This window comes from Allostella sp. (assembly GCF_041913585.1).
Taxonomy (GTDB): domain Bacteria; phylum Pseudomonadota; class Alphaproteobacteria; order ATCC43930; family Allostellaceae; genus Allostella.
In genome coordinates this window covers 1-26,667 of record NZ_JAYSFE010000065.1, presented here as the reverse complement: position 1 = coordinate 26,667, position 26,667 = coordinate 1, and the positions used below count along the sequence as shown (strand labels likewise).

Here is a 26,667-nt window from a genome sequence, read left to right as displayed (position 1 = left end):
CCTGCGCCGCTGCTTCTTCCACTACATCCGCTTCCCCGACCGCGAGACGATGGAGCGCATCGTCGCCGTGCACTTTCCCAACATCCGCAACGATCTGGTGCGGGAGGCGATGGCGCTCTTCTACGAGATCCGCGACGTGCCGGGGCTGAAGAAGAAGCCGTCCACCTCCGAGCTGCTCGACTGGATCAAGCTCCTGATGATCGACGAGATCCCGCCCGAGGTGCTGAAGGAACGCGACCCGGCGAAGCTGATCCCGCCGCTGCACGGCGCGCTCCTGAAGAACGAGCAGGACGTCCACCTCTTCGAGCGGCTCGCCTTCCTCAACCGCCGCGAACGGCGCTGAGCGGCGCCGCCCGGTCCGCCGATGTTCCTGCGCTTCTTCACCGAGCTCCGGGAGGCGCGCGTTCCGGCCAGCCTGCGCGAGTATCTGACGCTGCTCGAGGCGATGAAGGCCGGCGTCACCAACCTCGACATCGAGGAATTCTACTACCTCGCGCGGGCGACGCTGGTGAAGGACGAGCGGCACATCGACCGCTTCGACCGGGTCTTCGGCCGCGTCTTCCGCGGCCTGGAGGGGCTCGGCGACGAGATCGCGGCCGAGATCCCGGAGGAGTGGCTGCGCAAGCTGGCCGAGAAGTTCCTGACGCCCGAGGAGATGGCCCGGATCGAGGCGCTCGGCGGTTGGGACAAGCTGATGGAGACGCTGAAGAAGCGGCTGGAGGAGCAGAAGGGGCGCCACCAGGGCGGGTCGAAATGGATCGGCACCGCCGGCACCTCGCCCTTCGGCGCCCATGGCTACAATCCCGAGGGCGTCCGCATCGGCCAGGACCAGTCGCGCCACCGCCGCGCCGTCAAGGTCTGGGACAAGCGCGAGTTCAAGGACCTCGACGACAGCGTCGTCCTCGGCACCCGCGAGATCAAGCTGGCGCTGCGGCGCCTGCGCCGCTTCGCCCGCGAGGGTGCCGCCGACGAGCTCGACCTGCCCGGCACCATCGGCTCGACGGCGCGCAACGCCGGCTGGCTCGACATCCGCATGGTGCCGGAGCGGCACAACACGGTGAAGGTGCTGCTGCTGCTCGACATCGGCGGGTCGATGGACGACCACATTCGGCTGTGCGAGCAGCTCTTCTCGGCCACCAAGGCCGAGTTCAAGCACATGGAATTCTACTACTTCCACAACTGCGTCTACGAGCGCCTGTGGAAGAGCGCGCAGCGCCGCCGGGTCGAGAGCACGCCGACCGAGGAGGTGCTGCGCACCTACGGTCCCGACTACAAGGTCATCCTGGTCGGCGACGCCAGCATGAGCCCCTACGAGATCGTCCAGCCCGGCGGCAGCGTCGAGCACTGGAACGAGGAGGCGGGCGAGGTCTGGCTGAAGCGCATCCTCGACACCTGGCCGCATGCGGTCTGGCTCAACCCGGTGCCGAAGGAGCGCTGGTCCTACCTGCAGTCGATCGAGATGATCCGCAAGCAGATGGAGGGGCGGATGTACCCCCTGACGCTGGCCGGCCTCGACGAGGCGATGCGGGAGCTCGGGCATTGAGGCGCAGCCTCGCCCTGCTGGCGCTGCTCGTGGCCGCCGCACCCGCGGCGGCGCAGAAGCCGGACGCCGTCATCGCGGCGTTGCGCGGGCGGCCGGCGACGCTGCTCGACCTGTCGCTCGCCCGGCTCCAGGCCTTCGTCGACGACACCGGCCGGCCGCTCGGTTTCGGCGGCTTCGCCGCGCTCCAGGAGGGCCGGATCGTCGTCTTCGCCTACGCCGAGGAGGACCCGGCGACCGAGGCGCGCTGCCGCACCATCGTCGCCGAGCTGAAGCGCGCCGCCGCCGTCCATCCGGACACGGGCGAGCCCTACCGGCCGGCCTCGGCCTGGGCCAGCCTCTTCTCCTATCCCGGGCTCGACCAGTTCGCCATCGACCCGAGCTGGGACGAGACGGTCGACGCCATGTTCGAGATCCGCGTCACGGTCGGCGTCACCGGCGACGGCAAGGGCGTCGTCTGCCGCAGCCCGCTGCTCGGGCGCGAGGTCACGGTCCGCCGCGAATGAGGGGCTCCATGCAGCGACGCGACATCGAATTCCCGGCCGACGGCGTGACGCTGCGCGGCTGGTTCTATCCCGCCGCCGGCGCCGCCGGCCCGGCGCCGACGATCGTCATGGCGCACGGTTTCTCGGCGGTGAAGGAGCAGTATCTCGACGGCTTCGCCGAGTTGTTCGCCGCGGCCGGCCTCAACGCCCTCGTCTACGACCACCGCAACCTCGGCGCGAGCGACGGCCTGCCTCGGCAGGAGATGGATCCCTGGGCGCAGGTCCGCGACTACCGTACCGCCATCACCTATGCCGCGACCCTGCCCGAGACCGACCGCGCGCGGATCGGCGTCTGGGGCACCAGCTATTCCGGCGGCCATGTCCTGGTGGTGGCGGCGATCGACCGCCGGGTGAAATGCGTGGTCGCCCAGGTGCCGCACATCAGCGGCGCCGAGAGCGGCCGGCGGCGGGTGCGGCCGGACCAGCTTCCGGCTCTCTTCGCCCGCTTCGACGCCGACCGCGAGGCCCGCTTCCGCGGCGAGCCGCCGGGCCTCTTCCCGGTCGTTGCCGGCGACCCCGCCCAGCCCTGTGCGCTGCCCGGCCAGGACTGCTGGGACTTCTTCGACGGGTCGCGCGGGCGCGCCCCCTCCTGGCGCAACGAGGTGACGCTGCGCACCCTGGAGATGGCGCGGGAGTACGAGCCCGGCATCTACGTCCCGCGCATCTCGCCGACGCCGCTTTTGCTGATCGTCGCCCCGCACGACCGGCTGACCCCGCCCGACCTGATGCTCGAAGCCTACGAGCGGGCGCTGCACCCGAAGAAGCTGGTGCTGGTGCCGGGCGGCCATTTCGACCCCTACATCGCCGGACTGGCGCAGGCGGGCGGGGCCGCGCGCGACTGGTTCGTCGAGCATCTGAACGGCTGAGGATCGAGCGATGGGCCAGAACGCCTTCGGGCAACCCGTCCGGCGCAAGGAGGACCATTCGCTGCTGACCGGCCGCGGCCGGTTCGTCGACGATCATCGGCCGGAGGGGCTGCTGCATGCCTGGATGGTGCGCTCGCCCCACGCCCATGCCCGCATCCGCTCCATCGACGCCGCCCAGGCCCTGGCGGTGGACGGCGTGGCGGCGGTGCTGACCGGCGCCGATCTCGCGGCCGACGGGGTCGGCGGCATCCCCTGCACCTACCAGCCGCCCTGGCCGGCCGGCACCGGCCCGTCCCGGCCGAACGTGCTGCCGGCCTGGCCGGCGCTGGCCCGCGACACGGTGCGCTATGTCGGCGACGGCGTGGCGATGGTGCTGGCCGGGACGGCCGAACAGGCGCGCGAGGCGGCCGAACTGGTCGCGATCGACTGGGAGCCGCTGCCGGCCGCCGTCGACCCCGTGGCGGCACTGGCGCCCGACGCGCCGCTGGTCCACGCCGGCACGGCCGACAACATCTGCTTCGTCTGGGAGACCGGAAACGGCCCGGCGACCGACGCCGCCTTCGCCGCCGCCCACCGGGTGGTGACGCTCGACGTCGTCAACAACCGCATCGTCGTCGCGGCGATGGAGACGCGCGGCGCCGTCGGCGAATGGATCGACGGCCGCTACGTCCTGACCACGGCGAGCCAGATGCCGCACCAGCTCAAGGAGCAGCTGGCGAGCGACGTCCTGCACGTCCCCGAGGAGGCGATCCGCGTCGTCGTGCGCGACGTCGGCGGCGGCTTCGGGATCAAGAACTCGCTCTATCCCGAGCAGATCCTGGTGCTGTGGGCGGCCCGTCGCCTCGGCCGGCCGGTGAAGTGGATCGGCGACCGCGCCGACGCCTTCCTGACCGACGCGCACGCCCGCGACAACCGCACCCGCGGCGAACTGGCGCTCGACGCCGACGGCCGCTTCCTGGCACTGCGCGTCACCACCACCGCCAACATCGGCGCCTACATCGCCAACAAGGGCCTGCTGTCGCCGACCCTCAACGCCCCGGCACTGGTCGGGGCCTACGCGACGCCGGCGATCCACCTGCGCGTCACCGGCGCCTTCACCCACACGGTGCCGACCGACGTCTATCGCGGCGCCGGCCGCCCGGAGGCAGTCTACCTCGTCGAGCGCCTGGTCGACGTCGCCGCCGCCGAACTCGGCGTCGACCGCATCGACCTGCGCCGGCGCAACGTCATCCGGCCGGCCGAAATTCCGTACCGGACGCCGATCTGGCTCACCTACGACGCCGGCGACTTCGAGGAGAACCTGAACGTCGCCATGCCGCTCGTCGACTGGGCGGGCTTCGAGGCGCGCCGGGCGGCCGCCGCCGCCCGTGGCCGGCTGCGCGGCATCGGTCTGTCCTTCTACGTCGAGCGCTGCGCCGGCGCCTCGCACGAGGACGCGACGCTGGAGGTGGGCGCCGACGGGCGGGTGACCGTGCTGGTCGGCACGATGGCCAACGGCCAGGGCCATGTCACCGCCTACGCCCAGATCGTGGCCGAGATGCTGGGCCTGCCGATCGCGGCGGTCGACGTCCTCCAGGGCGACACCGACCGGGTGAAGCACGGCCAGGGCACCGGCGGCTCGCGCTCGCTGGTGATGGGCGGGAGCGCCGTCCACGGCGCCACCCGCACCGTCATCGAGAAGGCGAAGACGATCGCGAGCCACCTCCTGGAGACGGCCGAGGCCGACATCGAGTTCCGGGAGGGCGTCTTCTCGATCGTCGGCACCGACCGCCGCATCGGCTTCCGCGACGTCGCCGCCGCGGCCCACGATCCGGCCCGCCTGCCGCCCGGCATGGCGCCCGGCCTCGATGCCGACCACCGCTTCCAGGTGCCGGGCTACACCTATCCCAACGGCTGCCACGTCGCCGAGGTCGAGATCGACCGCGAGACCGGGAAGCCGGAGGTCGTCGGCTACACCGTCGTCCATGATTTCGGCCGGGTGCTGAACCCGCTGATGCTGGGCGGCCAGGTGCATGGCGGCGTCGCCCAGGGCCTCGGCCAGGCGTTGCTCGAGCACACGGTCTACGACCCGGACTCGGGCCAGCTCCTGTCCGGCTCCTTCATGGACTACTGCATCCCGCGCGCCGACGACGTGCCGGAATTCCGGCTGCATGTCCGCGAGGATCCGGCGCCGGCCAACCCGCTCGGCGTCAAAGGGGCCGGCGAGGCCGGCTGCGCCGGCGCCCCGCCCGCCATCGTCAACGCCGTCGTCGACGCCCTGAAGCCGTTCGGCGTCCGCCATGTCGACATGCCGCTGACGCCCGAGCGGCTATGGCGGACGATCCACGGGAGGCATTGATGTACCGGCTCTACAACAGCCCCGGCACGGCCGGCATGGCGCCCCACATCGTGCTGCGCGAACTGGCGGTGCCGCACGAGATCGTCTTCCTCGACCGCGAGGCCGGCGCCCACAAGACGCCGGAATATCTCGCCCTCAACCCGCTCGGCCGCCTGCCGACGCTGGTCGACGGCGACCTCGTGGTGTTCGAGGCGGCCGCCATCTGCCTGCACCTCGCCGACCGCCATCCCGGGGCGGGGCTGGCACCGCCGGTCGGCCATCCCGACCGGGCGCGGCTCTACCAGTGGCTGATGTTCCTGACGAACACGGTCCAGGCCGACCTGATGATCTGGTTCTATCCCGAACGGGTGGCCGAGGAGGCCCACTTCACCGAGGTCCGTATCCGGCTGGAGGAGCGGCTGGCCGCCATGTTCGCCCCGCTCGACCGGGCGCTGGCGGGCCGCGACTGGCTGGTCGGCGACCGTTTCACGATCGCCGACGCCTATCTCTTCATGCTGGCGCGCTGGTCCCGCAACCTGCCGCGCAAGGCCCGCGACCTGCCGCATCTCGGCCCCTGGCTCGGCCGCGTCCTGGAACGGCCCGCCGTCCGCGAGATGTTCCGGATCGAGGGGCTGTCCGCCCCGTTCTACTGATGCCGGCGCCGGCGCCGCGCTTCACCCCGCGCCTGCGGCTCGACCCGCCGCGCCTCGCCGACGTTCCCGACCTCTTCGCCTTCATGGGCGATCCGGCGGCGATGGCCCACACCCACCCGCGCCAGTCGCTGCGCGACTGCCGGCGCTACGTCGCCGTCCATGAACGGCAGCGACGGCGGACCGGATTCGCGCCGTGGACGATCCGCGAGCGCGACGGCGGACGGATCGTCGGTTGGGGCGGGCTCTACGAGGACATCTTCGATCCGGGCTGGGGGGTCGAGGTCGTCTATTTCTTCCACCCCGCCGTCTGGGGCCGCGGCTACGCCACGGAACTGACGCGGGCGGCGCTCGCCTTCGGCCGCGAACAGGGACTGGCGGCCGTCGTCGCCTTCGCCCATCCGGACAATCGCGGTTCCCGGCGCGTGCTCGAAAAGTCCGGCTTCGTCGAGGACCGGTACCTGCCGGCACTGGACCGCTCTTTCTACAGATTGGCGCTCGCCCCGTAGCCGACGCTGCCGGCGCCTCCGCGCACGCGAGCGGCAAGCCTTCCTCGACTGCCGAGGAGTGTGTAGCATGCGCATGTACGGATGCGCGCATTCCGGCGGTCAGCCCACGACCATCGGTCGTTGCATCGGAACCAGGTCGTAGCGACTGCGCGGAGGCGACGCCGCGATGCCCGAAGGCAGCGACAGAACCGAACGTCACGCGTTCGTGGTCGACGACGAGCCGCAGGTGCGGGCGTTCGTCGGCCGGATGGTGGGGATCGCCGGGTTCGTCGCCCACGAATTCGGCCGGCTCAGGGACGTCGAGGCGGCACTGACGCTGCGCCGGCCCGACGTCATCCTCCTCGACCTGTCGCTCGGCGGGGCCGATGCCATCGAGGTCATGCGCAGCCTCGCCGTCGCCCGCTTCGCCGGCCATGTGCTGCTGGTCAGCGGCCACGGCGCCGGCACGCTGGAGGATGTCCGCCGCATCGGCGAGCGGCGCGGCCTGCGCATGGCGCCGCCGCTGAGCAAGCCCTTCCGGCTCGCCGACCTCAGGTTGCGGCTGGCCGACGTCGTCGCTTCCGGCCGCGAGACGACCGGCGGCCCGTTCGAGGCGGCCCTGCAGAACAACCATCTGGAGCTCTGGTACCAGCCCAAGATCGACCTCGCGACGATGGCCGTCGCCGGGGCCGAGGCGCTCATCCGCTGCCGCCATCCGGAGCACGGGATCCTGCCGCCCGCCCGCTTCCTGCCGCCGGCGGGCGACCCCTTGTACCGGCCGCTGACGGACTTCGTGGTCCGGCGGTCGCTCGCCGACTGGTCGTCCTTCGCCGCACTGCCGGCGATCGCCCGCCGCTGGACCGGCGCGCGCCTGGCGATCAACGTCCCGGCCTCGATCCTCCAGGGCGCCGATTTCGTCGCCGGCGTCCGCCGCCATCTGCCGGACCACCCGGACTTCCGCGGCCTCATCGTCGAGATCACCGAGGACGAGGCGATCCGCGACCCGGAGACGGCCCGCGAGGTCGCGGTCCAGCTCCAGCTCTACGGCATCCATGTCTCGATCGACGATTTCGGGGCCGGGCACTCCTCGCTCGGCCGCCTCGACGAGCTGCCCTTCGCGGAGCTGAAGCTCGACCGCGTCTTCGTCGACGGCTGCGCGCACGATGCCGACAAGCGCGCCATGTGCCGCTCGGTCGTCGAGCTCGCCCATCGCTTCGCGATGACGGCCGTCGCCGAGGGCGTGGAGACGAGGGACGATCTCCGGGTCCTGACCGAGCTCGGCTTCGATGTCGGGCAGGGCTACCTGTTCGCCCGGCCGATGCCCGCCGCCGACTTCGCCCGGTACCTGGCAGGAACCCCGGCGGCGGGGACAGGCTGATGGACGACCCGGTTCCGGCCCCCGACTACCGCGCCCTGTTCGAGGGCGCCCCCAACCTCTATCTCGTCCTGTCGGCGGACCTCAAGATCGTCGCCGTCAACGACGCCTATTGCCGGGCGACCATGGTGCGCCGGGAGGCCATCCTCGGGCGTCCCCTGTTCGAGGTCTTTCCCGACAACCCCGACGACGGCTCGGCGACCGGAACCCGCAACCTGCGCGCCTCGCTCGACCGCGTCCTGGCGCTCCGGCGTCCCGACGCCATGGAGGTGCAGAAGTACGACATCCCGCGCCCGGACACGGAGGGCGGCGGGTTCGAGGAGCGCTACTGGAGCCCCCTCAACACCCCGGTCCTCGACGGCGCCGGCGAGGTCGCCTGGATCATCCACCGCGTCGAGGACGTCACCGAACTGGCCCGGCTGCGCAGCCGGGGCTCGGACTTCGACATCCTCCATCTCCAGCAGGCCAACACGATCACCCATCTCCGCGACGCCAACCGGGTCCTGGCCCGGCGCGACGCGGAGAACGCGGAATTGCAGCGCAGCCTGCTGCGCCGCTCGCAGGAACTGCAGCGCAGCGAACTGCGGCTCGGCGGCTTCCTCGCGGCGATCCCCGACGCCGTCATCATCGTCGACCAGCGCGCCTGCATTCGCTTCGCCAGCGATCGCGTCCGCACCATGTTCGGCCACGCCCCCGCCGACCTGATCGGCCAACCCATCACGGTGCTGCTGCCGGAGCGCTTCCGCGGCCGCCACGAGGCCTTCGTCCAAGCCTACATGGGCGCGCCGGCCGCGCGCGACATGCGCACGGGCGGCGACCTCCATGCGCTGCGCGCGGACGGCGAGGAGTTCCCGGTCGAGATCCGCCTCAATCCCGACCGCATCGGCGACGAACTCTTCGTCATCGCCGCGATCCGCGACATCACCGACCGGCGGATCGTCGAGATGCAGCTCCGCCAGGCCCAGAAGATGGAGGCGGTCGGCAACCTGACCGGCGGCCTCGCCCACGACTTCAACAATCTGCTCGGCGTCATCATCGGCAATCTCGACCTGCTGTCGGAACGCGAATCCGTCGACCGGGAAGCCGTCGAGCTGGCGCAGGAAGCGCTGGAGGCGGCGATGCGCGGGGCCGACCTGACCCAGCGCCTGCTCGCCTTCGCCCGCCGCCAGCCACTGCAGCCCAGGCGCATCGACCTGCCGGAGCTGGTGACCCGGATCGCCCGACTGCTGAGCCGGACGCTCGGCGAGAACATCGAGATCAAGCTCGACCTCGATGCCGGTACCTGGCCGGTCGTCGTCGATCCGGCCCAGCTCGAGGCGAGCCTCGTCAACATCGCCAACAACGCCCGCGATGCGATGCCGCGCGGCGGCACGCTGCTGATCGCGACCAGCAACCGCCGGCTCGACGCCGACTACGCCCTGCAGCACCCGGACGTGCGGCCGGGCCAGTATGCGATGATCGAAATGAGCGACACCGGCACCGGCATGGCGCCCGACATCGTCGAGCAGATCTTCGAGCCCTTCTTCACCACCAAGGACCAGGGCAAGGGCACCGGCCTCGGCCTCAGCATGGTGTTCGGCTTCATGAAGCAGTCGGGCGGCCACATCCACGTCTACAGCGAGGTCGGCGTCGGAACCACCTTCCGCCTCTTCCTGCCCCCGGCGCTCGTCGCCGGCGACACGGTTCCCGTAGACGCGCCGTCCCCTCCCGAACGCGGCGGCACGGAGCGCGTCCTGATCGTCGAGGACAATCCCGGCCTGAGCCGGGTCGCCGCCCGCCAGCTCGCCGAGCTCGGCTACGGTGTCCTCACCGCGGCCGACGGCGCCGCGGCGATGGAAGTGCTGGCACGCGAGCCGGTCGACATCCTGTTCACCGACATCGTCATGCCCGGCGGCATGAGCGGCTACGACCTCGCCCAGATGGTCCGCGCGCAGTGGCCGGGCGTCCGCATCGTGCTCACCTCCGGCTTTCCGGACGGCAAGCTCTCCGCCGCCGACAGCGCCGGCCACGGCCTGCCCCTGCTGACCAAGCCCTACCGCAAGGCCGACCTCGCGCGGATCCTGCGCGAGGTGATGGACGAGTGAGCGGCGGGACGTCGGCCGCCCCGGCCTGCCCCCCTACGCCGCGGCCGGCATGCCGCGGAGCGCCGCCATGCTGGCGAGCGTCTGGATGCAGGCCGCCGCGACCTCCTCCCCCTTGACGACGAAATGATCGAGGAAGAAGCGGCGATGCTCCTCGTGCTCGTGGAAGCGCTGCGGCGTCAGCACCGCCGACAGCACGGGCACCTCGGTGTCGAGCTGGACCCGCATCAGGCCCGAGATCACGGCCTCGGCCACGAACTCGTGCCGGTAGATGCCGCCGTCGACGACGAAGCCGGCGCCGACGATGGCGGCGTAGCGGCCGCTCTTGGCGAGCAGCTTGGCCTGGAGCGGGATCTCGAAGGCGCCGGCCACCTCGAAAAGGTCGATTGCGTCGCGCGGATGGCCGGCGCGGGCCATGGCGGCGAGGAAGGAATCGCGGGCCCGGTCGACGATGTCGCGGTGCCAGCAGGACTGGACGAAGGCAATGCGCTGATTCATGCCGTGCTCCCGAAGCGAAGGGCCAGAACCGGGGCGCACGGGACAGAACGCGCGGGCACGCTGCCGGGAATCGGTCCCCGACCGCGCGACGCACGGCTCACCCGTTCTCTTTCATCCGGACTGTGACCGTCGGCCCGGGAATCGCACCCGATCTGCTGACCCCGGCCATGGCGACACGGCCGGGCGCTCGCGGGCTTCGGGCCGGCCATGCCGACCCGTTACCGCCGGTGGGGACTTCCGCCCCGCCCCGAGAACGCTCGCCGCCGGTCGACCCGGCAGCCCAACCGGTCTAGCGGAGGCCGGGCCGGCGGGTCAACCGCCGAGCACCGCGGCGAAGGCCGCGATCGCGCGGTCGATGCCGGCGCGGTCGACGTCGAGGTGGGTCACGGCGCGGATGCTGGTCGGCCCGAGCGCACCCATGACGATGTCGCGGTCCTTGAGGGCGGCGACGAGATCGGTGGCGCCGCGGCCGGTGCCGGCGACGTCGATATAGACCATGTTGGTCTCGACCGCGGCGCGATCGACCGCCAGCCCGGGCAGGTCCGCGAGGCCGTCGGCAAGGCGGCGGGCGTTCTCGTGGTCCTCGGCCAGACGATCGACATGGTGGTCGAGGGCATGGAGGCCGGCGGCAGCCACGATCCCGGCCTGGCGCATGGCGCCGCCCCAGCGATGCTTGAGGCGCCACGCCTCCTCGATGAAGTCGCGGCCGCCGGCGAGCACGGCACCGACCGGGCAGCCGAGCCCCTTGGTCAGGTCGATCCACACGCTGTCGCAGGCGCGGCCGTACTCGGCCGCCGGAGTGCCCGAGGCGACGACGGCGTTCAGCAGCCGCGCGCCGTCCATGTGGACCGCGAGCCCGCGCCGGCGGGCGGCGGCGGCGACGTCCGCGACGGTGGCGAGCGGCCAGACGGTGCCGCCGCCGAGATTGGCGGTGTTCTCGATCGAAACCAGCCGCTGGCGCGGCGAGTGACGGGTCAGCGCCCGGGTCGCGGCATCGACGTCGGCGCCGGTGAAGACGCCGCGCCGGCCGGGCAGGGTGCCGATCAGGACGCCCGCCAGCGCGCCGGGCGCACCGGCCTCGAAATGGATGAGGTGCGAGGTGACGTCGGCCAGCACCTCGTCGCCCGGGCGGCAATGGACGGCGATCGCGATCTCGTTGCACATCGTCCCGGACGGCAGGAACAGGGCCGCCTCCTGCCCGAGGAGCGCCGCCACGCGCTCGCACAGCGCGTTGACCGAGGGGTCCTCGCCGCGCTGCTCGTCGCCGACCGGCGCCTCGGCGATGGCACGGCGCATGGCGGCCGTCGGCCGCGTCTGGGTGTCGCTGTAGAGGTTGACGACGCTCATCGGGGCACTCCGGCGGCAGGAACGGGCTTGGCGGGCGGCGGCACCGGGCGCGCCGGCTCGGGCCGCGCCGGGGTCGCCGCGGAAGCCCCGGGTCGGAGCAGACGGTCGGCCCGGAGCGACCGGCCCGGCACCCAGATCGCCTGGGCGCGCTCGGCCGGCGCGCCCTGCTCCTGGTGCTGCACGAGCGCGAACGGAATGTCGATGCGCTGGCGCGTGCCTCCGTCGGTCTGGAAGCGGATCGGGCCGCGGGTGCCGGTAGCGGGAGCGGCATCCATGGCGCGGACCAGCGCCGTGGCGTCCGTCGAACGGGCGCGGCGCAGGCCGTCCACCAGCAGGAAGACCGCATCCGCCCCCTGGTGGAAGAGCCGCGTCTCCGGCAGGTCGGTCGGCAGTGCGCGCCGGACCGCCTCGCCGCGCGCGGTCACCGGGATCGCCGGATGGTGCAGCGCCACCGACAGGAGCAGCCGCCCGGATTCGCGCGCGTCCTCCCAGAAGGCCGCCGAATCGGCGATGCCGGCGGCGTCGAGGACGAGCGTGCGCGCCGTCGGCGCGATGCCGGCCTGACGCAACTGGCCGAGGAAGCGGGCGCCCGCCGCGCCGCCCTGGACCGCGAACACGAGGTCGGGCGGATCGCGCCGGAGCGGCGCGGCCGCGGCCGGCCCGCGCTGGGCGGGGTCGAAGGGAACGAAGGCCGCCGGGACCGGCGGTTCGAGGGCCGCCAGCGCCACCTTCAGGGGCTCCGCCCGCGCCTCGGCGCCGCGGTCGGTCACGGGCGCGGTGAGCGCCACCCGCGTCGCCGCGAGGGCAGCCGCCGACCGCGCCAGCATTGCCGGAACCGTCCGCGCGTCGGGGGCGATGTGGAAGACGGCGGCGACGCCCGGCACGCGCAGCCCGGCGTCCCAGCCGTTGACGTTGACGAAGGGCCGCTCGGCGCGGGCGGCGGCGGCGATCTGGGCCGGCGCCGTCGCCGACACCTGGCCGCCGATCAGCGCCACCGCCCGGCCGTCGGCGAGGAGGCGCCCGGCCGCCTCGCCGGCCCCGGGCAGGGTGCCGCGGTCGTCGGCGAAGACGACCTGCACCGGATGGGCCTTGCCGGCCTCCTCGGCGTTGGCGGCCTGGACCGCCGCCTCGATGCCGGCGCGGATCAGCGCCGCCGGAAAGGCGGCCGGCGCCGGCGTCTCGCTGAGGACGACGGCGATGGTGACGGGGTCGGCGGCGCCGGCCGGGGGCGACAGGGCGAGCGCGGCGGCGAGCGCGGCCGCGGCCGGGATGCGATGGGACATCACGCGCCGGGACGCGCCCGGCCGATGGCACGACTCAGAAGCATGACCGGCAAGATACCGGCGAGCACGATGGCAAGCGAGGCCGTCGAGCTTTCTGCCAGCCGCTCGTCCGAGGCGAGGCGATAGGCGCGGATCGCGAGCGTGTCGAAATCGAAGGGCCGCACGATGAGGGTGGCGGGCAATTCCTTCATGACGTCGACGAAGACGAGCAGGGCGGCGGTCAGCAGGCCACCGCGCAGCATCGGCAGGTGGACGCGCCACAACGTGCCGCGCGGCCCCTGCCCCAGCACCCGCGCCGCCTGGTCGATATGGGGGGTGACCTTGGCGAGGCTCGCCTCGGCGGCGTTGAAGGCGACGGCCAGGAAGCGCACGAGGTAGGCGATCAGCAGGGCCCCGGCGGTGCCGCTGAAGAGGAGCCCGGTCGAGACGCCGAGCGTGCGCCGCGCCCAGGCGTCGACCGCCGTGTCGAAGGCGCCGAAGGCGATCAGCACGCCGACCGCGACGACGGCGCCCGGCATGGCATAGCCGAGGGTGGCGACGCCGACCGCGGTGCGCACCAGCCGGCCGGGCGCCAGCCGGGCGGCATAGGCGAGCAGGACCGCGACCGCCACCACCAGCAGCGCCGCCATGCCGCCGAGCAGCAGACTGTTGCGGGCGAAGCCGAGGAACTGGCGGCCGAGCAGCGGGTCGCCACCCTCGATCGCCATGTGCAGCAGGACCCCGCCCGGCACGGCGAAGCCGAGCAGGATCGGCAGGGCGCAGGCGGTCGCCGCCAGCAGGCCGCCGGCCGTGCCGAGGCGGCGCTCGGGCAGGCTGCGCCAGCGCGACGTGGTGTGGTGGAAGCGGGCCTGCCCGCGCGACCAGCGCTCGACGACGACGAGGAGCGCGACGAACGCCACCAGCAGCGCCGAGAGCTGGGCGGCCGCGACGGGCGTGCCGAGCGCGAACCAGGTGCGGTAGATGCCGGTCGTGAAGGTGTCGATGCCGAAATGCTGGACGGTGCCGAACTCGGCCAGCGTCTCCATCAACGCCAGCGCCACCCCGGCGACGATGGCCGGCCGGGCGAGCGGCAGCGCCACCCGCCGGAACATCTGCCACTGGCCGCAGCCGAGCGTGCGGCTGACCTCGAGGACGCAGACCGACTGCCCGAGAAAGGCCGCGCGCGCCAGGAGGTAGACGTAGGGATAGGCGGCCAGCGTCAGCACGAAGATCGCCCCGCCGAGCGAGCGGATCTCCGGGAACCAGTAGTCGCCACGGCTCCAGCCGGTCCCGTCGCGGAGCGCCGTCTGCAGCGGGCCGACGAACTGCAGGAAGTCCGCGTAGGCGTAGGCCATGACGTAGCCGGGCGCCGCCAGCGGCAGCAGGAGCGCCCATTCGAAGACGCGCCGGCCGGGAAACCGGTACATGGTGACGAGCCAGGCGGTGGCGGTGCCGATGACGAGGGTGCCGCAGCCGACCCCGGCGGCGAGCCACAGGCTGTTGGCGACGTAGCGCGGCAGCACCGTCTCCACCAGATGGGCCCAGACGCCGTCCGAGGAGGCGAACAGGTTGGCGAAGACGGCCAGGAGCGGCACGCTGACGATGGCCGCGACCAGCATGGCGATGCCGGCCCAGGTCCCGGTGCCGGATCGGGACTGCGGCCGGCGCCTGGCGTGCACGAGGCCGGCGGGCGGACCGGACAGGATGGCGTCGGTCAAGCGGAAGCCCCGGAGGGAGATGGAGCGCAGCTGCGAATGCGGATCATGGTCGCGGTCGCACGGAATGTGTCACGTTCTACCGCCGATGGCCATGGGTGCATCGGGTCATTCGGTCGCACTCTGCCCCTTTTCAGGGCAGGATGACCGGCCTTATATACGAGGAGATATGACGACTTTGGTCGAGGATCGCCCCGCACCGCTGATCGACCCGTTCGCCCGGGCGATCTCCTACCTGCGCGTGTCGGTGACGGACCGCTGCGACTTCCGCTGCCTCTACTGCATGGCCGAGGACATGACCTTCCTGCCGAAGGCCGAGGTCCTGAGCCTGGAGGAGCTGGATCGGCTGTGCAGCGCCTTCGTGCGCCTCGGCGTGCGCAAGCTGCGCATGACCGGCGGCGAGCCGCTGGTGCGCCGCAACGTCATGAGCCTGTTCCGCGGGCTGTCGCGACACCTCCGGTCCGGCGACCTCGACGAGCTGACGGTGACGACGAACGGCAGCCAGCTCGCCCGGCACGCGGCCGAACTGGCGGATTGCGGCGTGCGGCGGATCAACGTCTCGATCGACACGCTCGACCCGGCGAAGTTCGCCGCCATCACCCGCTGGGGCCGGCTCGAACAGGTGCTGGAGGGCCTGGCGGCCGCCAAGGCCGCGGGCCTCGCGGTCAAGATCAACGCCGTCGCCCTGAAGGGCGTGAACGACGACGAGTTCGACCGGCTGATCGCCTGGTGCGGCGACGAGGGCTTCGACCTCGTGCTCATCGAGGTCATGCCGATGGGCGAGATCGGCGGCGAGGTGCGGCTCGACCAGTACCTGCCGCTCTCGATCGTCCGCGCCCGGGTGCAGCAGAACTGGACGCTCGACGAGACCGACTACCGGACCGGCGGCCCCGCCCGCTACTACACGGTGCGCGAGACCGGGCGGCGGATCGGCTTCATCACCCCCCTCACCCACAATTTCTGCGAAAGCTGCAACCGCGTCCGCCTGACCTGCACCGGCACGCTCTACATGTGCCTCGGCCAGGAGGATGCGGCCGACCTTCGGGCGCCCCTCAGGGCGAGCGACGACGACGGCGTGCTGGAGACGGCGATCCGCGCCGCCATCCGTCGCAAGCCGAAGGGCCACGACTTCGTCATCGACCGCCGGCGCCGCGGCCCGGCCGTCTCCCGCCACATGAGCGTGACCGGCGGCTGACCCGCCTCAGAGATCGCAGAGGCGCGGCCGCGCCGGATCGGACGTGACGACGAGGCGGCAGGTGTCATAGCCGAGGTCGGCCAGCCGTGCCCGGAACTGGCGCACGGTCTCGGGCGGCAAAGTCGGGGTCCGCGACAGGATCCAGGCATAGTCGCGCGACGGGTGCCCGACCACCGACCAGCGGTAGTCCGGGTCGAGCGCCACGATCCAGTAGGCGCCGCCCGCCAGCCACACGGGCAGGCCGAGGACGGAGACGAAGGTCACCTCGAGCCGTCCTTCGCCGGGAGCGCCGGTGGTGCGCGCCGTCCCGGTCGCCTCCCGCAGCCGGCCGTCCGCCTCGCGGCAGCGGTTGACGACGGCGATCCGGTCCCCCGCGAGCGGCCGGTAGAGGGCGCGCGTGTCGGATGCGCAGTCGCGCTGGAACCATGCCGGGATCGTCGCGATCTCATGCCATTCGCCGGCATAGCGGCCGAGATCGACGCGCTCGACCACCGGCATCTGCCGTCCGCCACCGGCGCAGGCCGCCAGCCCGACCATCGCCCACCCCGCCACCGCCGCCCGCCACATCGTCGCTCTCCCTTCTCGCCCGCCTGCCGCTATACGGACGCCCGCCCGGCGCGGATCGTTCCGCGACCATTGGGACCTTCGAGAAGCCGCCGCCTTTGGCTAGACTGCCTGCCCTCCGCCCGGGGGCGCCAGGCCGGCTGCCCCCGGCGCAACGACAAACCTGCATCCCGAGGAACTCGCCGTGCCGAGCTCAAAGACAGTTCTCATCGACCGCCATCCGGGCCGCTCGAGCCAGACGATCGGGCTCGCGATCGAGCTCGGCACCGATCCCGACCTCATCCACGAGCCGTCGGTCGGCGTCGTCGGCACCAAGGGCGACAGCCAGTGCTATCTCGGCGTGATGGCGAAGGTCGATGCGATCCATGCCCGGCTCAAGGACCGGATCGGCAAGGGCCCGGGCCAGCTCCGCCTCCGCCTCGTCCAGCCCGAATACACGATCGCGACCTCGGACGGCATCCGCAACGGCACCCGCGAGATGCGCTATTCGCTGATCGGCCGCGAGGTCACCCACGACGCGCTGTGCGAGCATCTGGAGGCGACCGGGCTCGCCGGCACCATCGCCGTCGTCGCCTGCGACAAGCCGCCGGTCGGCACGCTGGCCGCACTTCTCGAGCACAATCAGCCGGCGATCATCATGTCGGACGGCCCGATCCATCCGGGCCACGACCCGAACACCGGCGAGGCGCTCGACATCGTCAGCGCCTACCAGGTGGCCGGCCACCCCGACGCTGCCTATCGCCACCACATCTCCTGCCATGCCTGCCCCGGCATCGGCAGTTGCGGCGGCATGTTCACCTACAACACCATGCAGACCTTCATCGGCGTCGTCGGCATGCAGCCGCTGCACATGGTGGCGCCGGCCTCCGACGACCCGCGGCGGCTGTCGGAGTTTCCGGGCGAACTGGTCGACCATCTCGCCCGCCTGATCGAGACCGACCTCAAGCCGCGCGACATCGTCGTCCGGGATTCCCTGCGCAACGCGGTGATCGTGGCGATGGCGATCGGCGGCTCGACCAACGTCACCCTGCATGCGCCCGAGATCGCGCGGGCGGCCGGCTATGCCGACTTCTGGAAGGAGGTCATGACGCCGGAGGAGTTCAACCACCTGTCGCAGCACGTCGTCCCGGTGCTGACCGACGCCCGCCCCTACGGCAAGTATTCGATGGTCGACATCGATGCCGTCGGCGGTGTGCAGGTGATCGTCCGCGAACTGCTGGAGGCGGGCCTCCTGAACGGCGAGGTCCTGACCTGCACCGGCGAGACGCTGGCCGCCCAGGTCGCCCGCCTCGGCGCCGGGCGCGCCGACGGCCGGGTGATCCACCCGGTCGCCAAGCCCTACAAGCCGACCGGCGGCCTGCGCGTGCTGGGTGGCAACCTGTCGCCCGACTTCTCGGCGATCCTCAAGCTGGCCGGGGTCGAGGGAGGGCTCGAGAACAACGTCTTCCGCGGCCGGGCGCGGGTGTTCGAGGGCGAGCAGGCACTGCTGCAGGCGCTCGACCACGCGCCCGGGGACTTCCAGAACCACGACATGATCATCGTGCGCTACGAGGGGCCGAGCGGCGCGCCCGGCATGCCGGAGATGCTGGACCCGACCTCGCGCATCACCACCCTCTGCCGCGAGCGCGGCATCGTCGTGGCGCTGATGACCGACGCCCGCTTCTCCGGCGGCTCGGTCGGCCTCGTCATCGGCCATGTCGGGCCGGAAGCCGCCCTCGGCGGTCCGATCGCCTTCATCGAGGACGGCGACGAGATCGTGGTCGACCTCAACACCAGCGAACTGAACTGCACCGCGCTCCAGGACCCGGCGACGCTGGCGCGGCGCAAGGCGGCGTGGGAGCAGGCGGTCGCCGGCAATGGCGGCATCCATCCCAACTGCGGCATCGCCGATACCCGGCTCCTGCACCGCGCCCGCCACATGGCGGTCCCGGCGACCCGCGGCGGCGGGCTCCACCCCAACCGCGAGGTCTGGGTGCGCGACCCCCGCCCGGCCGAGCGCTCGGGCTTCGTGCCGAAGAACGCGCATCGGCCGGAGGTCGCCAAGGCGTTCTGAGCGGCCGCACGCGCGGCAATCGGGCGAGCCCCGCCGGCACTGCCGGCGGGGCTCCGTCGTTTCGCGGCGTCATGCCCGGTCGGGCAGCCCCGCCGACGGGGCACCGACCGTCCACTTTCTCCTTGGGCAGAACACGCCCAGCGCAGCGGGCGGTCGAGGGACGCTGGAACGGCCGGGCCGGTTTCGACGCGGCGCACGCGCCCTCCCGCGCTTGGGCAACCGGGCGCCGGACCCGGTCTCATACCCAGTCCGGCGGATGCGGAACGACCCCGTCATCGATGCCGTTGCCTCCCTCGACTTCGCTCGTTTTCTCATCCCGAGCGAAGGCGAGGGACGCACGGACGCCGGCCGGCACCATGAGTCGTGGAACTGCGGACCCGGTCTCAGTGCCCTTCGACGGTGACCTCGGTCGTCACCGAGTTGGCGATGAAGCAGAGCTCGTGGCTCTCGTGGTGCAGGGCGGCGACGATCCCGGGCGGCGGATCACCGCCGGCGAAGGCGATCTCCGGCCGCAGGATGACCCGCGTCATGGCCAGCCGGCCGGCGGCATTCTTCTCCATGTGCCCGACGGCGCGGTCGCGGTAGCGGTCGACGACGAGGCCGCGCTTCTGCGCGAGGTGCAGGAAGAAGAGCATGTGGCAGCTCGACAGGGCGGCGACGAACGCCTCCTCCGGGTCGACGGCCTCGGCGACGGAATAGGGGGTCCGGACGACATGCGGCGAAGACGACGCCGGCACCTCCGCGCCGCCGTCGAACCGCCAGCGATGGCCGCGGCTGTAGCGGCCGTCGGCAAAGACCTGGTCGCCGCGCTCCCACAGGACGTCGGCTTCATAGCTGCTCATGCTGCACCTCCGGGGCGCGGCATAGGCTGCGGCGGCGGCCCGGCTCTATCCGGAACTTGCGCGGCGCGGAGGCGCGCCGTTTGCTCCGGCTACGGCGTGGCGCGGGCCGAGAGCTGGGCCAGGATCGTGTTGGTCTTGGGAACCAGCATGTAGTACTGGCCCGACGCGTTGGTCGCCAGCGCCCGGCCGCGGGCCTCGTCGCCATGCCCCCAGAAGACGTCGCCGCGCACCGGACCCGAGATGGCGCCGCCGGTGTCCTGGGCGACGACCAGCCGCCGCACCTCGTCGCCGCCCGGACCCTTCGGGACGTGCAGCCACAGCAGCGAGCCCAGCGGCACATGGCGCGGGTCGACCGCGAGGCTGCGCCCCGCCACCAGCGGCACGCCCTGGGCGCCGACCGGGTTCTTGCCGTCGCGCAGCTTGAAGAACACCTGGCTCGGGTTGTAGTTCATCGCCGCCTGCCGGCGGGCCGGGGGCAGCCGCTCGAGGTAGCGGCGCAGGGACTCGAACGAGCGGTCGGCGATGGCGCCCTTGCGGCTCAGCACCGCCGTCAGGTCGACGAAGCGGTGGCCGTTCTGGCCGGCATAGCCGATGCCGACGACGCTGCCGTCGTCCATGTGGACGCGGCCCGAGCCCTGGATCTCGAGGACGTAGGCGTCGAACTCGCTGTCGACCCAGAGCAGCGGCTTCACGCCCTTGCCCAGCGCGCCGCGGGCGATCTGGGCGCGGGTCGGCAGGGTCTTGCCGCCGGGACGCCCCGGATAGCCGTAGATCGGCACGTTGTAGCGCTGGGAGGGCTTGCGCGAGCCGCGGAGCTGCGCCTCGTAGTAGCCGGTGAAGCGGCCGTTGCCGCCGTTCTCGGTCTCGACCTTGACCGGGGTGAACCATTGCTCGAAGAAGCGGCGGGCCGCGCCCTGGTCGTCGGGCGGCAGCGCGGCGGCGGCGAGGCAGACGTCGACCCAGTCGTCCGGGGTGGCGTCGACGCCGATCGCCAGCATGCGCTGATGGGAGAGGACCCCGCAGGAATTGAGCAGCGCCGGGATGGCCTCCGCCTGCTGGTCCTGGGACCAGCCGGGGAGGATGTTGGGGTTGACCGCGGTCCGGGGTGCCCGGCGCGGCGACGACGATCGCAGGATCTCGTCCAGTTCCTCGACGGTGCTCTCCGGCGGCTCGTAGGCCAGCGTCGCGGACGGCACCGACGGTACCGAGGTCTGCACCGCGGCCGGCTGCCCATCCATGGCGCAGGCCGCCAGGGTCATGACCAGAGCCAGCGTCCCCGCACCGGCCCGAAGTCGACGAACGAGCGCCGCGCGGCGCGTCTTGGCTGGCACCAAGCCCCCCTTTCCGTCGCCCCTCGGCGACGCCCCCTTTGATCCGATTCCCCGCCACCGGACGTCGCGATTTCCCCGACCGCGAGCCGGCTCGGCAGAGAGTTAGCCGTCGTGGAATCCGGAAGTCAACCCGGGCGGTCCGCCCCGAGGCTTCTCAACCGGCGATGATGACGGCCGGCGCCGCGGCCGAAGCGGTCGACCGCCGCCCGGCAGAGCAGCGCCCAGGCGGTGCCGAGACACCAGCCGGCCAGCACGTCGCTCGGCCAGTGGACGCCGAGATAGACGCGGCTCGCGCCGACGAGGCCGGTCAGCCCGATGCCGACGGCGAGCACGAAGCGCCGCAGTGCCGGGCGTGACTGGATGCGGGCGAGCAGACCCGCCAGCGTCAGGTAGACCACCGCCGACAGCATGGCGTGACCGCTCGGAAAGCTCGCCGTGTGGATCTCGGCGAGATGGGCCACGAGTTCCGGCCGCGGCCGATCGAACGCGAGCTTGAGGACCGTCGAGAGGACGATCCCGCCGATCCCCGAAAGCCCGACCAGCAGCACCGCGACCGGCTGGCGCAGCAAGGCCAGGTGGCCCGCCGCCACCAGGAGGACGATGGCCAGGACGGCATGGCTGCCGAGGGCGGTCACGTCCCGGAAGAAGATCTCGAGCCAAAGCGGACCGCGCGGATCGGCACGGTCCATGGGATCGCGGAGCGCGAGCAGCAGCCCTTCGTCGAGGCCGCGGAGATGGCCGCCCCCGCCGCCGACGAGCAGCACCAGGGCGAGCGCGCCGGCGAGGCTGGCGAAGAGCGCCGTCATCGACGCGGAACCGGAGGGAGGCGATCGCATCGGCGGTCCGGACAGGGGCAAAGGCCAGGGAGCGGTGGAACCGGACGCCGGCTCCGGCGATTGTAGCCCGTCGTCCGGCCATCGTGCGCCGGGAGCCAACGCCAGCCGGAGAGCCACGTTCCCCATGAGCGCATCCGCCCCGCCGGCGCGCAAGGCGTTGCTGATCGTCAATGCCCGCTCGCGCAGCGGCCGAAGCGCGCTCGACGGCCCGCGCTCGGTGCTGGCCGCGGCCGGCATCGCCATCGTCGACGGCCCAAGCGGCGACGGCCCAGGCGGCGGCGGTCCGGGCGGCGACGGCTTCGATGCGGCCGCGGCGATCCGCGCCCATGCCGCCGACGGGATCACGGAAGTCCTGGTCGGCGGCGGCGACGGGACGATGAACGCCGCCGCGCCCGGCCTCGTCGCGACCGGGCTGCCGCTCGGCATCCTGCCGCTCGGCACCGCCAACGACCTCGCCCGCTCGCTCGACATCCCGACCGACCCCGTCGCCGCCGCCCGGATCATCGCCGCCGGGCACCGGCGGACGATCGACCTCGGCCAAGTCAACGACCGCTACTATTTCAACGTCGCCAGCATCGGCTTCAGCGCCGTGCTGGCGCGCGAACTCTCGGCCGAGGCCAAGCGGCGCTGGGGCGTGCTCGGCTACGCCATCACCGCCTTCCGCCTGCTGCGCCGAATGCGTCCCTTCACCGCCACCATCACCCACGACGGCGGGCAGATGCGGTCGCGCACCATCCAGGTCGCGGTCGGCAACGGACGGCACTACGGCGGCGGCTTGACCGTCGACGCCGAGGCACGGCCCGACGACGGCATGCTCGACGTCTACAGCCTGGAGATCGACCACTGGTGGCGCCTGATCGCGCTGGCGCCGGCGCTTCGCCGCGGCACGCACGGCACCTGGAGCGACGTCCGCACGCTGCGGACGACGGGCTGCACGATCGCGACGCGGCGGCCGATGCAGGTCAACGCCGACGGCGAGATCGTGACGACGACGCCCGCGCGCTTCCGCGTCCATCCGGCTGCGGTCCAGATCTTCGCCCCACCCGCCGCGCCGTGACCGCCGCCCCCCACACCCTCAGTCGGGCGGCGGATCGAGCGCGGCATAGACGTCGCCCGAGTTGGCGCGCTGCGGCAGGTCGGCGATCCACGCCGCCATTGCCGCACGCGACCGCCACCCGCCGGCATCGAGCCGCTGGCTCTCGCCGAGCGCGGCCGCGTAGCGATAGGGACCGAGGGCGGCGACGCGGTCGAGGGCGGCGAACGCGACGTCGCGCTGGATGGTCGTGAACTCGAACGACAGGGCCGGCAGGGGCCGCGACAGACCGGCCAGCGCCTCGGCCTCGAAGCCCTCGACGTCGATCTTGACGAAGGCCGGCGGCCCGTGCCGGGCGACCAGCGCGTCGAGCGTGGTGACCGGCACCTCGACCGCGGCGTCCCAGTTCTGCCCTTCCCAGCCTGCGGCGCCGGCGGCGGCGCGGATGAAGTCGGCCGAGGCGGTGGAGACGGTGGGATTGGCGCGGTTGACGCGCAGGGTCACCCGCCCGGCCGCCGCTCCGACCGCCACCGGCTCGATCGCCACCTGCCGGTCGCGGCCGTAGAGCAGGCGCAGCACCGCGGCCAGCGGCGGCTGCGGCTCGACCGCGACCACCCGGCAGCCGAGGCGGCGGAACGAGGCGATGCGGTCGCCGACATGGCTGCCGACATCGAAGACGAGGTCGCCCGGTCGCACGAAGCGCGCATGCAGCCGGTCCATCGCCCGCCGGCGCTCGCGGCCGCGATAGTAGATGGCGAGCGAGCGCAGGATGCCCCGCGCCTGGCGCAGCCCGTCGCCGATCCGGGTCATCGGCCGGCCGCCGGCGCCAGCGCGGCGAGCCCGGCCGCGACCAGTTCCGGCGGCGGCGCCGTCTCCTCCGGCAGGCGGCAGAAGCCGACCCGCGCCGCCCAGCGGCCGAGCCGCGGCACCGAGGTCGCGACCGCGAAGGGAACCGCCAAGAGCAGGCCCGCGAGCCCGAGCTGGCCCCAGGCCCAGGCCTCCCAGGAGCCGGCCAGGAAGACGGCGGTGCCGACGGCGCCTGCCAGCGTCTGCCGCCACAGGGTCCGGAGCGCGACCGCCCAGGGCACGGCGTGGTCGGCGCGCGCCTGGCCCGTCCACCCGGCGCGGCGGCGGAACGGCAGGCCGAGCATGAAGAGGGTGTGGGCGAGCGTGGTGATCGGGAAGAGCAGCAGGGAGAAGACGAACTCGGCCGCGAACCCGGCGAGGAACCGCGGCGCGCCGCCGAAGCTGCGGCGCTCGTCGCGATGCAGCAGCACGTCGATCGCGGTCGCGAACTTGGGCGCGAAGACGAAGACGAGGACGATGGCGAGCAGCGCCGGCCCGAGGACGGGGTCGAAGATCGCCGCCCCCTCGGGCTGCGTCGCGCTGCGCCAGGCGAGGACGGCGAAGAAGGCGGTCCAGGCCGGCGCGCCGAAGAACATCAGCATGGCCAGCCAGAGATGGAAGCGGCTTCCCGGCAGCAGGCCCGGCATCCCGACGAGGCGGACATACTGCATGTTGCCGAGGCACCAGCGCAGGTCGCGGCGCACGAACTCGACCAGTGTCGGCGGGTTGGCCTCCCAGCTTCCGCCTTCCTCCGGCAGGACGCGCACCTCCCAGCCGGCGCGGCGCATCAGCGCCGCCTCGATCTGGTCGTGGCTCAGCACGTCGCCGCCGAAGGGCGGCCGGCCGGAGAGACGGGGAATGTGGCAGTGGCGGGTGAAGGGCGCCACCCGGATGATGGCGTTGTGCCCCCAGTACGGGCCGCAATCGGCCTGCCAGGCGGCGGAGCCCAGGGTGTAGGAGCGCATGCCGAGCCGCATGCCGAACTGGAAGAGGCGGGCGAAGAGGCTGGTCGAGGGCATCCCCGTCACCAGCGTCTGGACGATGCCGAAGCGCGGGTTCGCCTCCATGATCCCGACGAGGCGGCGGATGGCGTCGGCCGACATGATGCTGTCGGTGTCGAGCGTCACCATGAACGCGTACTCGCCGCCCCAGCGCAGGCAGAAGTCGCGGATGTTGCCGGCCTTGAAGCCTTCGTTGGCGGTGCGCCGGCGATAGGTGACGGGATGGCGCGCCGCGATCGCCGCGGCCAGGGCCTCCTCGGCGGCGGCGATGTCGGGCCGGTCGGTATCGCTCAGCACGAAGGCGTGGAACTGGTCGCGATGGCCGCCCTGCGCCAGGTCCGCCATCAGGCGCGACAGGGCGCCGAAGGCCCCCGCCGGGTCCTCGTTGCGGACGCACATGAGGATCGCCGTGCGGCCGGCGGGCCGGCCGGCCGGCCGCGACGGACGGGCGAAGGGGGCGACGGCCGCCACGGCGTCCGCCGCCGTGAACCGCAGCCACAGGAAGATCGCGGCATTCCAGAAGCCGATCACGCCCCACGGGACGGTGACCACGAAGAGCAGCAGGATCGCGGCATCCCAGCCGTCGAAGCCGCCCGGGCGGAGGGCGGCCGCCGCCAGCCCGGCGAGCGCCAGTCCGCTCGCCATCGACACCGCCGCATAGAGCATCCGGCGCCGGGTGATGCCGCGCTCCGCGCCCGCGCCCGCCATCGTCGCGTCCCTCATTCGGCCGGCTCCGCCAGGATGTCGCGATGGCCGACGGTAAGCGCCAGCCTGCCCTCGTCCGCCTGCCGCCGCCGCCGCTCGGCCCAGGCGGCGACGGCCGCGGCCGCGGCCGGCGACTGCTCGGGCCCGGGCCGGGCGGGGCCGGCGCTCAACGCCGCCCGCATCGCGCGGGCGGCCGGGCCGATGCGCCAGTCGCTGCGCGCCGAGCGGACGCGCCAGCCGCGCCGCCGGAAGGCGGCGGCCACCCGCGGAACCGCGTCGGGACCGAGCGCCGGACCGCGGCCCAGCCCCTTCGGCCGCCGCTGATGGCGCCGGAACAGCCCTTCGACGAGGGCGTCGTCGGGGTCGGCGGGGGCCCAGCCGCCGCGGCCGTCGACCACCAGCGGCGCATAGAGCGGCAGGCCGCGGCGGACCAGCGCGGCGGCGAGCGCCTCGACCCAGCCGGCCGTCGCGAGGTCGAGGAGCGCGAAGGCCGTGACCGCGTCGGCGCCGCGATCGACGGCCGGCCACCATCGCCCGGAGAGATCGAGATGGAGTCCGCGGGCGCCCGGCGCGGCCGCCAGCGCGGCGGCCAGGAGGGCCGGGTCGCCCTCGACGAGGCACCAGCGCGCGGCCGGGCCGACGAGCGGCGCCAGTGCGCGCCGCGCCGCGCCGGTGCCCGCCCCGAGGTCGACGATCGCCGGGCCGGCCGGCAGCCGCCGGGCGAAGGCGCGCGCCAGCGCCGCCGAGCGCGCGGCGTCGTCGAAGGGCGCCCGCAGCGCCAGCCAGTCGGCGGAAAAGCCGCTCACCGTGCGAGCCTGGCGATGGCGGCCGCGAAGCGGCGGGCGGCCATGTCCCAGTCCGGCAGCGCCGCTCCGGCGGCCGCGGCGCCGGCCGTCAGGCGATGCCGCAACGCCGCGTCCGCAACGACGCGGCGCAGCGCGGCGGCCAGGGCGGCCGCGTCCCCCGGCGGGACCAGCAAGCCGGCCCCGTCCGGAACCGTTTCCGGCACCGCGCCGCCGGCCGCGGCGACCACCGGCAGCCCGACCCGCAGCGCCTCGGACAAGGCCATGCCGTAGCCCTCGTAGTGGGCGGGATGGACGAAGAGGTCGGCGCTCAGCCAATGGGCGGCGAGCGTCGCGTCGTCGACCTCGCCCGTGAAGCGGATGCGGTCGCCGAGGCCGCTGCGGGCCACCTGTTCCAGCAGGCAAGCGGTCAGGGCGGGATCGCGGTCGCTGGCGCCGACCGCGGCCAGGGTCCAGTCGAGATCGGCCATGGTCGCGAGGGCCGCCACCAGCAGGTCGTGGCCCTTGCGCGGCACCAGGGCCGCCACCGACAGCAGGCGCACCGGCCCCGGCGCCCGCCCCCGGGGGGCGGGCGGCGGGCGGTCGACGCCGGGCGGCACCGCCACCACGCGCCCGGCGGGCACCCCGTAGTCCCGGCCGAGCACGCGCCCGGTGAAGGCGCTGGTGACGACGATGCCGTCGACCCGCGCCAGCGCCGCCCGTTCGGCAAGGCGCAGTTCCGCCGCCGCCGCCGGCGCCAGCCCGGTCTCCTCGGCCAGCGGATGGTGGACGAGG

General features: G+C 73.1%; 23 protein-coding genes, 1 pseudogene and 1 riboswitch. Of the genes and pseudogenes, 12 read left to right on the top strand and 12 right to left on the bottom strand.

All coding sequences use genetic code 11. From position 1 onward, the window contains the following. From ACE3Q3_RS13740 to ACE3Q3_RS13700, 9 genes and pseudogenes are all read left to right on the top strand, one after another. Window positions 1-343, top strand: a pseudogene (locus ACE3Q3_RS13740) (ATP-binding protein); the annotation flags it as partial. A 21-nt stretch (window positions 344-364) separates the two neighbouring features. Then, window positions 365-1,543 carry a VWA domain-containing protein gene (locus ACE3Q3_RS13735; RefSeq protein ID WP_374446935.1) on the top strand — a complete coding sequence of 393 codons (1,179 nt, stop codon included), beginning with the start codon at window positions 365-367 and terminating at the stop codon, window positions 1,541-1,543. After that, a complete protein-coding gene (locus ACE3Q3_RS13730) occupies window positions 1,540-2,046 on the top strand; it encodes a hypothetical protein (RefSeq protein WP_374446934.1) in 507 nt (168 codons plus the stop codon). Before ACE3Q3_RS13735 ends, ACE3Q3_RS13730 begins: the two co-directional genes overlap by 4 nt. Before the next feature lie 8 nt (window positions 2,047-2,054). Beyond that, window positions 2,055-2,951 carry an alpha/beta hydrolase gene (locus ACE3Q3_RS13725; RefSeq protein ID WP_374446933.1) on the top strand — a complete coding sequence of 299 codons (897 nt, stop codon included), beginning with the start codon at window positions 2,055-2,057 and terminating at the stop codon, window positions 2,949-2,951. 10 nt (window positions 2,952-2,961) lie between these two features. Next, a complete protein-coding gene (locus tag ACE3Q3_RS13720) occupies window positions 2,962-5,289 on the top strand; it encodes a xanthine dehydrogenase family protein molybdopterin-binding subunit (RefSeq protein ID WP_374446931.1) in 2,328 nt (775 codons plus the stop codon). Next, entirely contained in the window at window positions 5,289-5,921 is a 633-nt protein-coding gene (locus tag ACE3Q3_RS13715; RefSeq protein ID WP_374446929.1) for a glutathione S-transferase family protein, read from the top strand. Before ACE3Q3_RS13720 ends, ACE3Q3_RS13715 begins: the two co-directional genes overlap by 1 nt. Continuing rightward, window positions 5,921-6,427, top strand: a complete 507-nt coding sequence (locus ACE3Q3_RS13710) for a GNAT family N-acetyltransferase (protein WP_374446927.1) — start codon at window positions 5,921-5,923, stop codon at window positions 6,425-6,427. The genes ACE3Q3_RS13715 and ACE3Q3_RS13710 overlap by 1 nt, the downstream gene beginning before the upstream one ends. 166 nt (window positions 6,428-6,593) lie before the next feature. Beyond that, window positions 6,594-7,784: an EAL domain-containing protein gene (locus tag ACE3Q3_RS13705; protein WP_374446926.1), complete on the top strand. Its 1,191-nt coding sequence runs from the start codon at window positions 6,594-6,596 to the stop codon at window positions 7,782-7,784. Then, window positions 7,784-9,865: a PAS domain S-box protein gene (locus ACE3Q3_RS13700; protein ID WP_374446925.1), complete on the top strand. Its 2,082-nt coding sequence runs from the start codon at window positions 7,784-7,786 to the stop codon at window positions 9,863-9,865. Before ACE3Q3_RS13705 ends, ACE3Q3_RS13700 begins: the two co-directional genes overlap by 1 nt. 33 nt (window positions 9,866-9,898) lie before the next feature. On the opposite strand, the gene ACE3Q3_RS13695 is transcribed toward ACE3Q3_RS13700, so the two are convergent. The 4 genes from ACE3Q3_RS13695 to ACE3Q3_RS13680 form a co-directional block, all read right to left on the bottom strand. Further along, complete coding sequence (locus tag ACE3Q3_RS13695) at window positions 9,899-10,399, bottom strand: 6,7-dimethyl-8-ribityllumazine synthase (RefSeq protein ID WP_374446924.1); 501 nt, start codon at window positions 10,397-10,399, stop codon at window positions 9,899-9,901. A 60-nt stretch (window positions 10,400-10,459) separates the two neighbouring features. Continuing rightward, window positions 10,460-10,619, bottom strand: a riboswitch (FMN riboswitch). 53 nt (window positions 10,620-10,672) lie between these two features. Beyond that, the gene (locus ACE3Q3_RS13690; RefSeq protein WP_374446923.1) at window positions 10,673-11,707 is read right to left on the bottom strand and encodes a low specificity L-threonine aldolase; all 1,035 of its coding nucleotides are present in this window, start codon (window positions 11,705-11,707) and stop codon (window positions 10,673-10,675) included. Beyond that, window positions 11,704-12,990, bottom strand: coding sequence for an ABC transporter substrate-binding protein (locus ACE3Q3_RS13685; RefSeq protein WP_374446922.1), 1,287 nt, complete (start codon window positions 12,988-12,990; stop codon window positions 11,704-11,706). The genes ACE3Q3_RS13690 and ACE3Q3_RS13685 overlap by 4 nt, the downstream gene beginning before the upstream one ends. Further along, window positions 12,990-14,687, bottom strand: a complete 1,698-nt coding sequence (locus ACE3Q3_RS13680; RefSeq protein ID WP_374446921.1) for an ABC transporter permease — start codon at window positions 14,685-14,687, stop codon at window positions 12,990-12,992. Before ACE3Q3_RS13680 ends, ACE3Q3_RS13685 begins: the two co-directional genes overlap by 1 nt. A 166-nt stretch (window positions 14,688-14,853) precedes the next feature. Here ACE3Q3_RS13680 and moaA point away from each other — a divergent pair, with 166 nt between their 5' ends. Further along, a complete protein-coding gene (gene moaA, locus ACE3Q3_RS13675; RefSeq protein ID WP_374446919.1) occupies window positions 14,854-15,879 on the top strand; it encodes a GTP 3',8-cyclase MoaA in 1,026 nt (341 codons plus the stop codon). A 6-nt stretch (window positions 15,880-15,885) separates the two neighbouring features. On the opposite strand, the gene ACE3Q3_RS13670 is transcribed toward moaA, so the two are convergent. Beyond that, the gene (locus ACE3Q3_RS13670; protein ID WP_374446918.1) at window positions 15,886-16,446 is read right to left on the bottom strand and encodes a lipocalin family protein; all 561 of its coding nucleotides are present in this window, start codon (window positions 16,444-16,446) and stop codon (window positions 15,886-15,888) included. A gap of 181 nt (window positions 16,447-16,627) precedes the next feature. Here ACE3Q3_RS13670 and ACE3Q3_RS13665 point away from each other — a divergent pair, with 181 nt between their 5' ends. Beyond that, window positions 16,628-18,496: a dihydroxy-acid dehydratase gene (locus ACE3Q3_RS13665; protein WP_374446917.1), complete on the top strand. Its 1,869-nt coding sequence runs from the start codon at window positions 16,628-16,630 to the stop codon at window positions 18,494-18,496. A 383-nt stretch (window positions 18,497-18,879) separates the two neighbouring features. On the opposite strand, the gene ACE3Q3_RS13660 is transcribed toward ACE3Q3_RS13665, so the two are convergent. The 3 genes from ACE3Q3_RS13660 to ACE3Q3_RS13650 all read right to left on the bottom strand — a co-directional run bounded on the left by ACE3Q3_RS13660 (window position 18,880) and on the right by ACE3Q3_RS13650 (window position 21,475). Next, window positions 18,880-19,338, bottom strand: a complete 459-nt coding sequence (locus tag ACE3Q3_RS13660; RefSeq protein ID WP_374446916.1) for an OsmC family protein — start codon at window positions 19,336-19,338, stop codon at window positions 18,880-18,882. Window positions 19,339-19,427: 89 nt separating this feature from the next. Beyond that, the gene (locus ACE3Q3_RS13655) at window positions 19,428-20,597 is read right to left on the bottom strand and encodes a murein transglycosylase A (RefSeq protein WP_374446914.1); all 1,170 of its coding nucleotides are present in this window, start codon (window positions 20,595-20,597) and stop codon (window positions 19,428-19,430) included. A gap of 197 nt (window positions 20,598-20,794) precedes the next feature. Beyond that, entirely contained in the window at window positions 20,795-21,475 is a 681-nt protein-coding gene (locus ACE3Q3_RS13650; protein WP_374446913.1) for a phosphatase PAP2 family protein, read from the bottom strand. A 154-nt stretch (window positions 21,476-21,629) separates the two neighbouring features. Between ACE3Q3_RS13650 and ACE3Q3_RS13645 the strand changes: the two genes are divergently transcribed. After that, window positions 21,630-22,562, top strand: a complete 933-nt coding sequence (locus tag ACE3Q3_RS13645) for a lipid kinase (protein ID WP_374446911.1) — start codon at window positions 21,630-21,632, stop codon at window positions 22,560-22,562. Between the two features lie 18 nt (window positions 22,563-22,580). On the opposite strand, the gene ACE3Q3_RS13640 is transcribed toward ACE3Q3_RS13645, so the two are convergent. From ACE3Q3_RS13640 to ACE3Q3_RS13625, 4 genes are all read right to left on the bottom strand, one after another. Continuing rightward, complete coding sequence (locus ACE3Q3_RS13640) at window positions 22,581-23,348, bottom strand: FkbM family methyltransferase (RefSeq protein WP_374446910.1); 768 nt, start codon at window positions 23,346-23,348, stop codon at window positions 22,581-22,583. Next, a complete protein-coding gene (gene mdoH / locus ACE3Q3_RS13635; protein WP_374446909.1) occupies window positions 23,345-25,108 on the bottom strand; it encodes a glucans biosynthesis glucosyltransferase MdoH in 1,764 nt (587 codons plus the stop codon). Before mdoH ends, ACE3Q3_RS13640 begins: the two co-directional genes overlap by 4 nt. After that, the gene (locus ACE3Q3_RS13630; RefSeq protein ID WP_374446907.1) at window positions 25,105-25,896 is read right to left on the bottom strand and encodes a class I SAM-dependent methyltransferase; all 792 of its coding nucleotides are present in this window, start codon (window positions 25,894-25,896) and stop codon (window positions 25,105-25,107) included. The genes mdoH and ACE3Q3_RS13630 overlap by 4 nt, the downstream gene beginning before the upstream one ends. Continuing rightward, window positions 25,893-26,667: glycosyltransferase family 4 protein (locus tag ACE3Q3_RS13625; RefSeq protein WP_374446906.1), on the bottom strand; the 775-nt coding region annotated here is incomplete at its 5' end. The genes ACE3Q3_RS13630 and ACE3Q3_RS13625, both read right to left, overlap by 4 nt.

Bases quoted from the DNA above. Each gene is read 5' to 3' on its own strand.
- ACE3Q3_RS13735 (WP_374446935.1), top strand. From the start codon at position 365: ATGTTCCTGCGCTTCTTCACCGAGCTCCGGGAGGCGCGCGTTCCGGCC.
- ACE3Q3_RS13725 (WP_374446933.1), top strand. From the start codon at position 2,055: ATGCAGCGACGCGACATCGAATTCCCGGCCGACGGCGTGACGCTGCGC.
- ACE3Q3_RS13720 (WP_374446931.1), top strand. From the start codon at position 2,962: ATGGGCCAGAACGCCTTCGGGCAACCCGTCCGGCGCAAGGAGGACCAT.
- ACE3Q3_RS13715 (WP_374446929.1), top strand. From the start codon at position 5,289: ATGTACCGGCTCTACAACAGCCCCGGCACGGCCGGCATGGCGCCCCAC.
- ACE3Q3_RS13710 (WP_374446927.1), top strand. From the start codon at position 5,921: ATGCCGGCGCCGGCGCCGCGCTTCACCCCGCGCCTGCGGCTCGACCCG.
- ACE3Q3_RS13705 (WP_374446926.1), top strand. From the start codon at position 6,594: ATGCCCGAAGGCAGCGACAGAACCGAACGTCACGCGTTCGTGGTCGAC.
- ACE3Q3_RS13700 (WP_374446925.1), top strand. From the start codon at position 7,784: ATGGACGACCCGGTTCCGGCCCCCGACTACCGCGCCCTGTTCGAGGGC.
- ACE3Q3_RS13690 (WP_374446923.1), bottom strand. From the start codon at position 11,707: ATGAGCGTCGTCAACCTCTACAGCGACACCCAGACGCGGCCGACGGCC.
- ACE3Q3_RS13685 (WP_374446922.1), bottom strand. From the start codon at position 12,990: ATGTCCCATCGCATCCCGGCCGCGGCCGCGCTCGCCGCCGCGCTCGCC.
- moaA (WP_374446919.1), top strand. From the start codon at position 14,854: ATGACGACTTTGGTCGAGGATCGCCCCGCACCGCTGATCGACCCGTTC.
- ACE3Q3_RS13670 (WP_374446918.1), bottom strand. From the start codon at position 16,446: ATGTGGCGGGCGGCGGTGGCGGGGTGGGCGATGGTCGGGCTGGCGGCC.
- ACE3Q3_RS13660 (WP_374446916.1), bottom strand. From the start codon at position 19,338: ATGAGCAGCTATGAAGCCGACGTCCTGTGGGAGCGCGGCGACCAGGTC.
- ACE3Q3_RS13655 (WP_374446914.1), bottom strand. From the start codon at position 20,597: ATGACCCTGGCGGCCTGCGCCATGGATGGGCAGCCGGCCGCGGTGCAG.
- ACE3Q3_RS13650 (WP_374446913.1), bottom strand. From the start codon at position 21,475: ATGACGGCGCTCTTCGCCAGCCTCGCCGGCGCGCTCGCCCTGGTGCTG.
- ACE3Q3_RS13645 (WP_374446911.1), top strand. From the start codon at position 21,630: ATGAGCGCATCCGCCCCGCCGGCGCGCAAGGCGTTGCTGATCGTCAAT.
- ACE3Q3_RS13640 (WP_374446910.1), bottom strand. From the start codon at position 23,348: ATGACCCGGATCGGCGACGGGCTGCGCCAGGCGCGGGGCATCCTGCGC.
- mdoH (WP_374446909.1), bottom strand. From the start codon at position 25,108: ATGAGGGACGCGACGATGGCGGGCGCGGGCGCGGAGCGCGGCATCACC.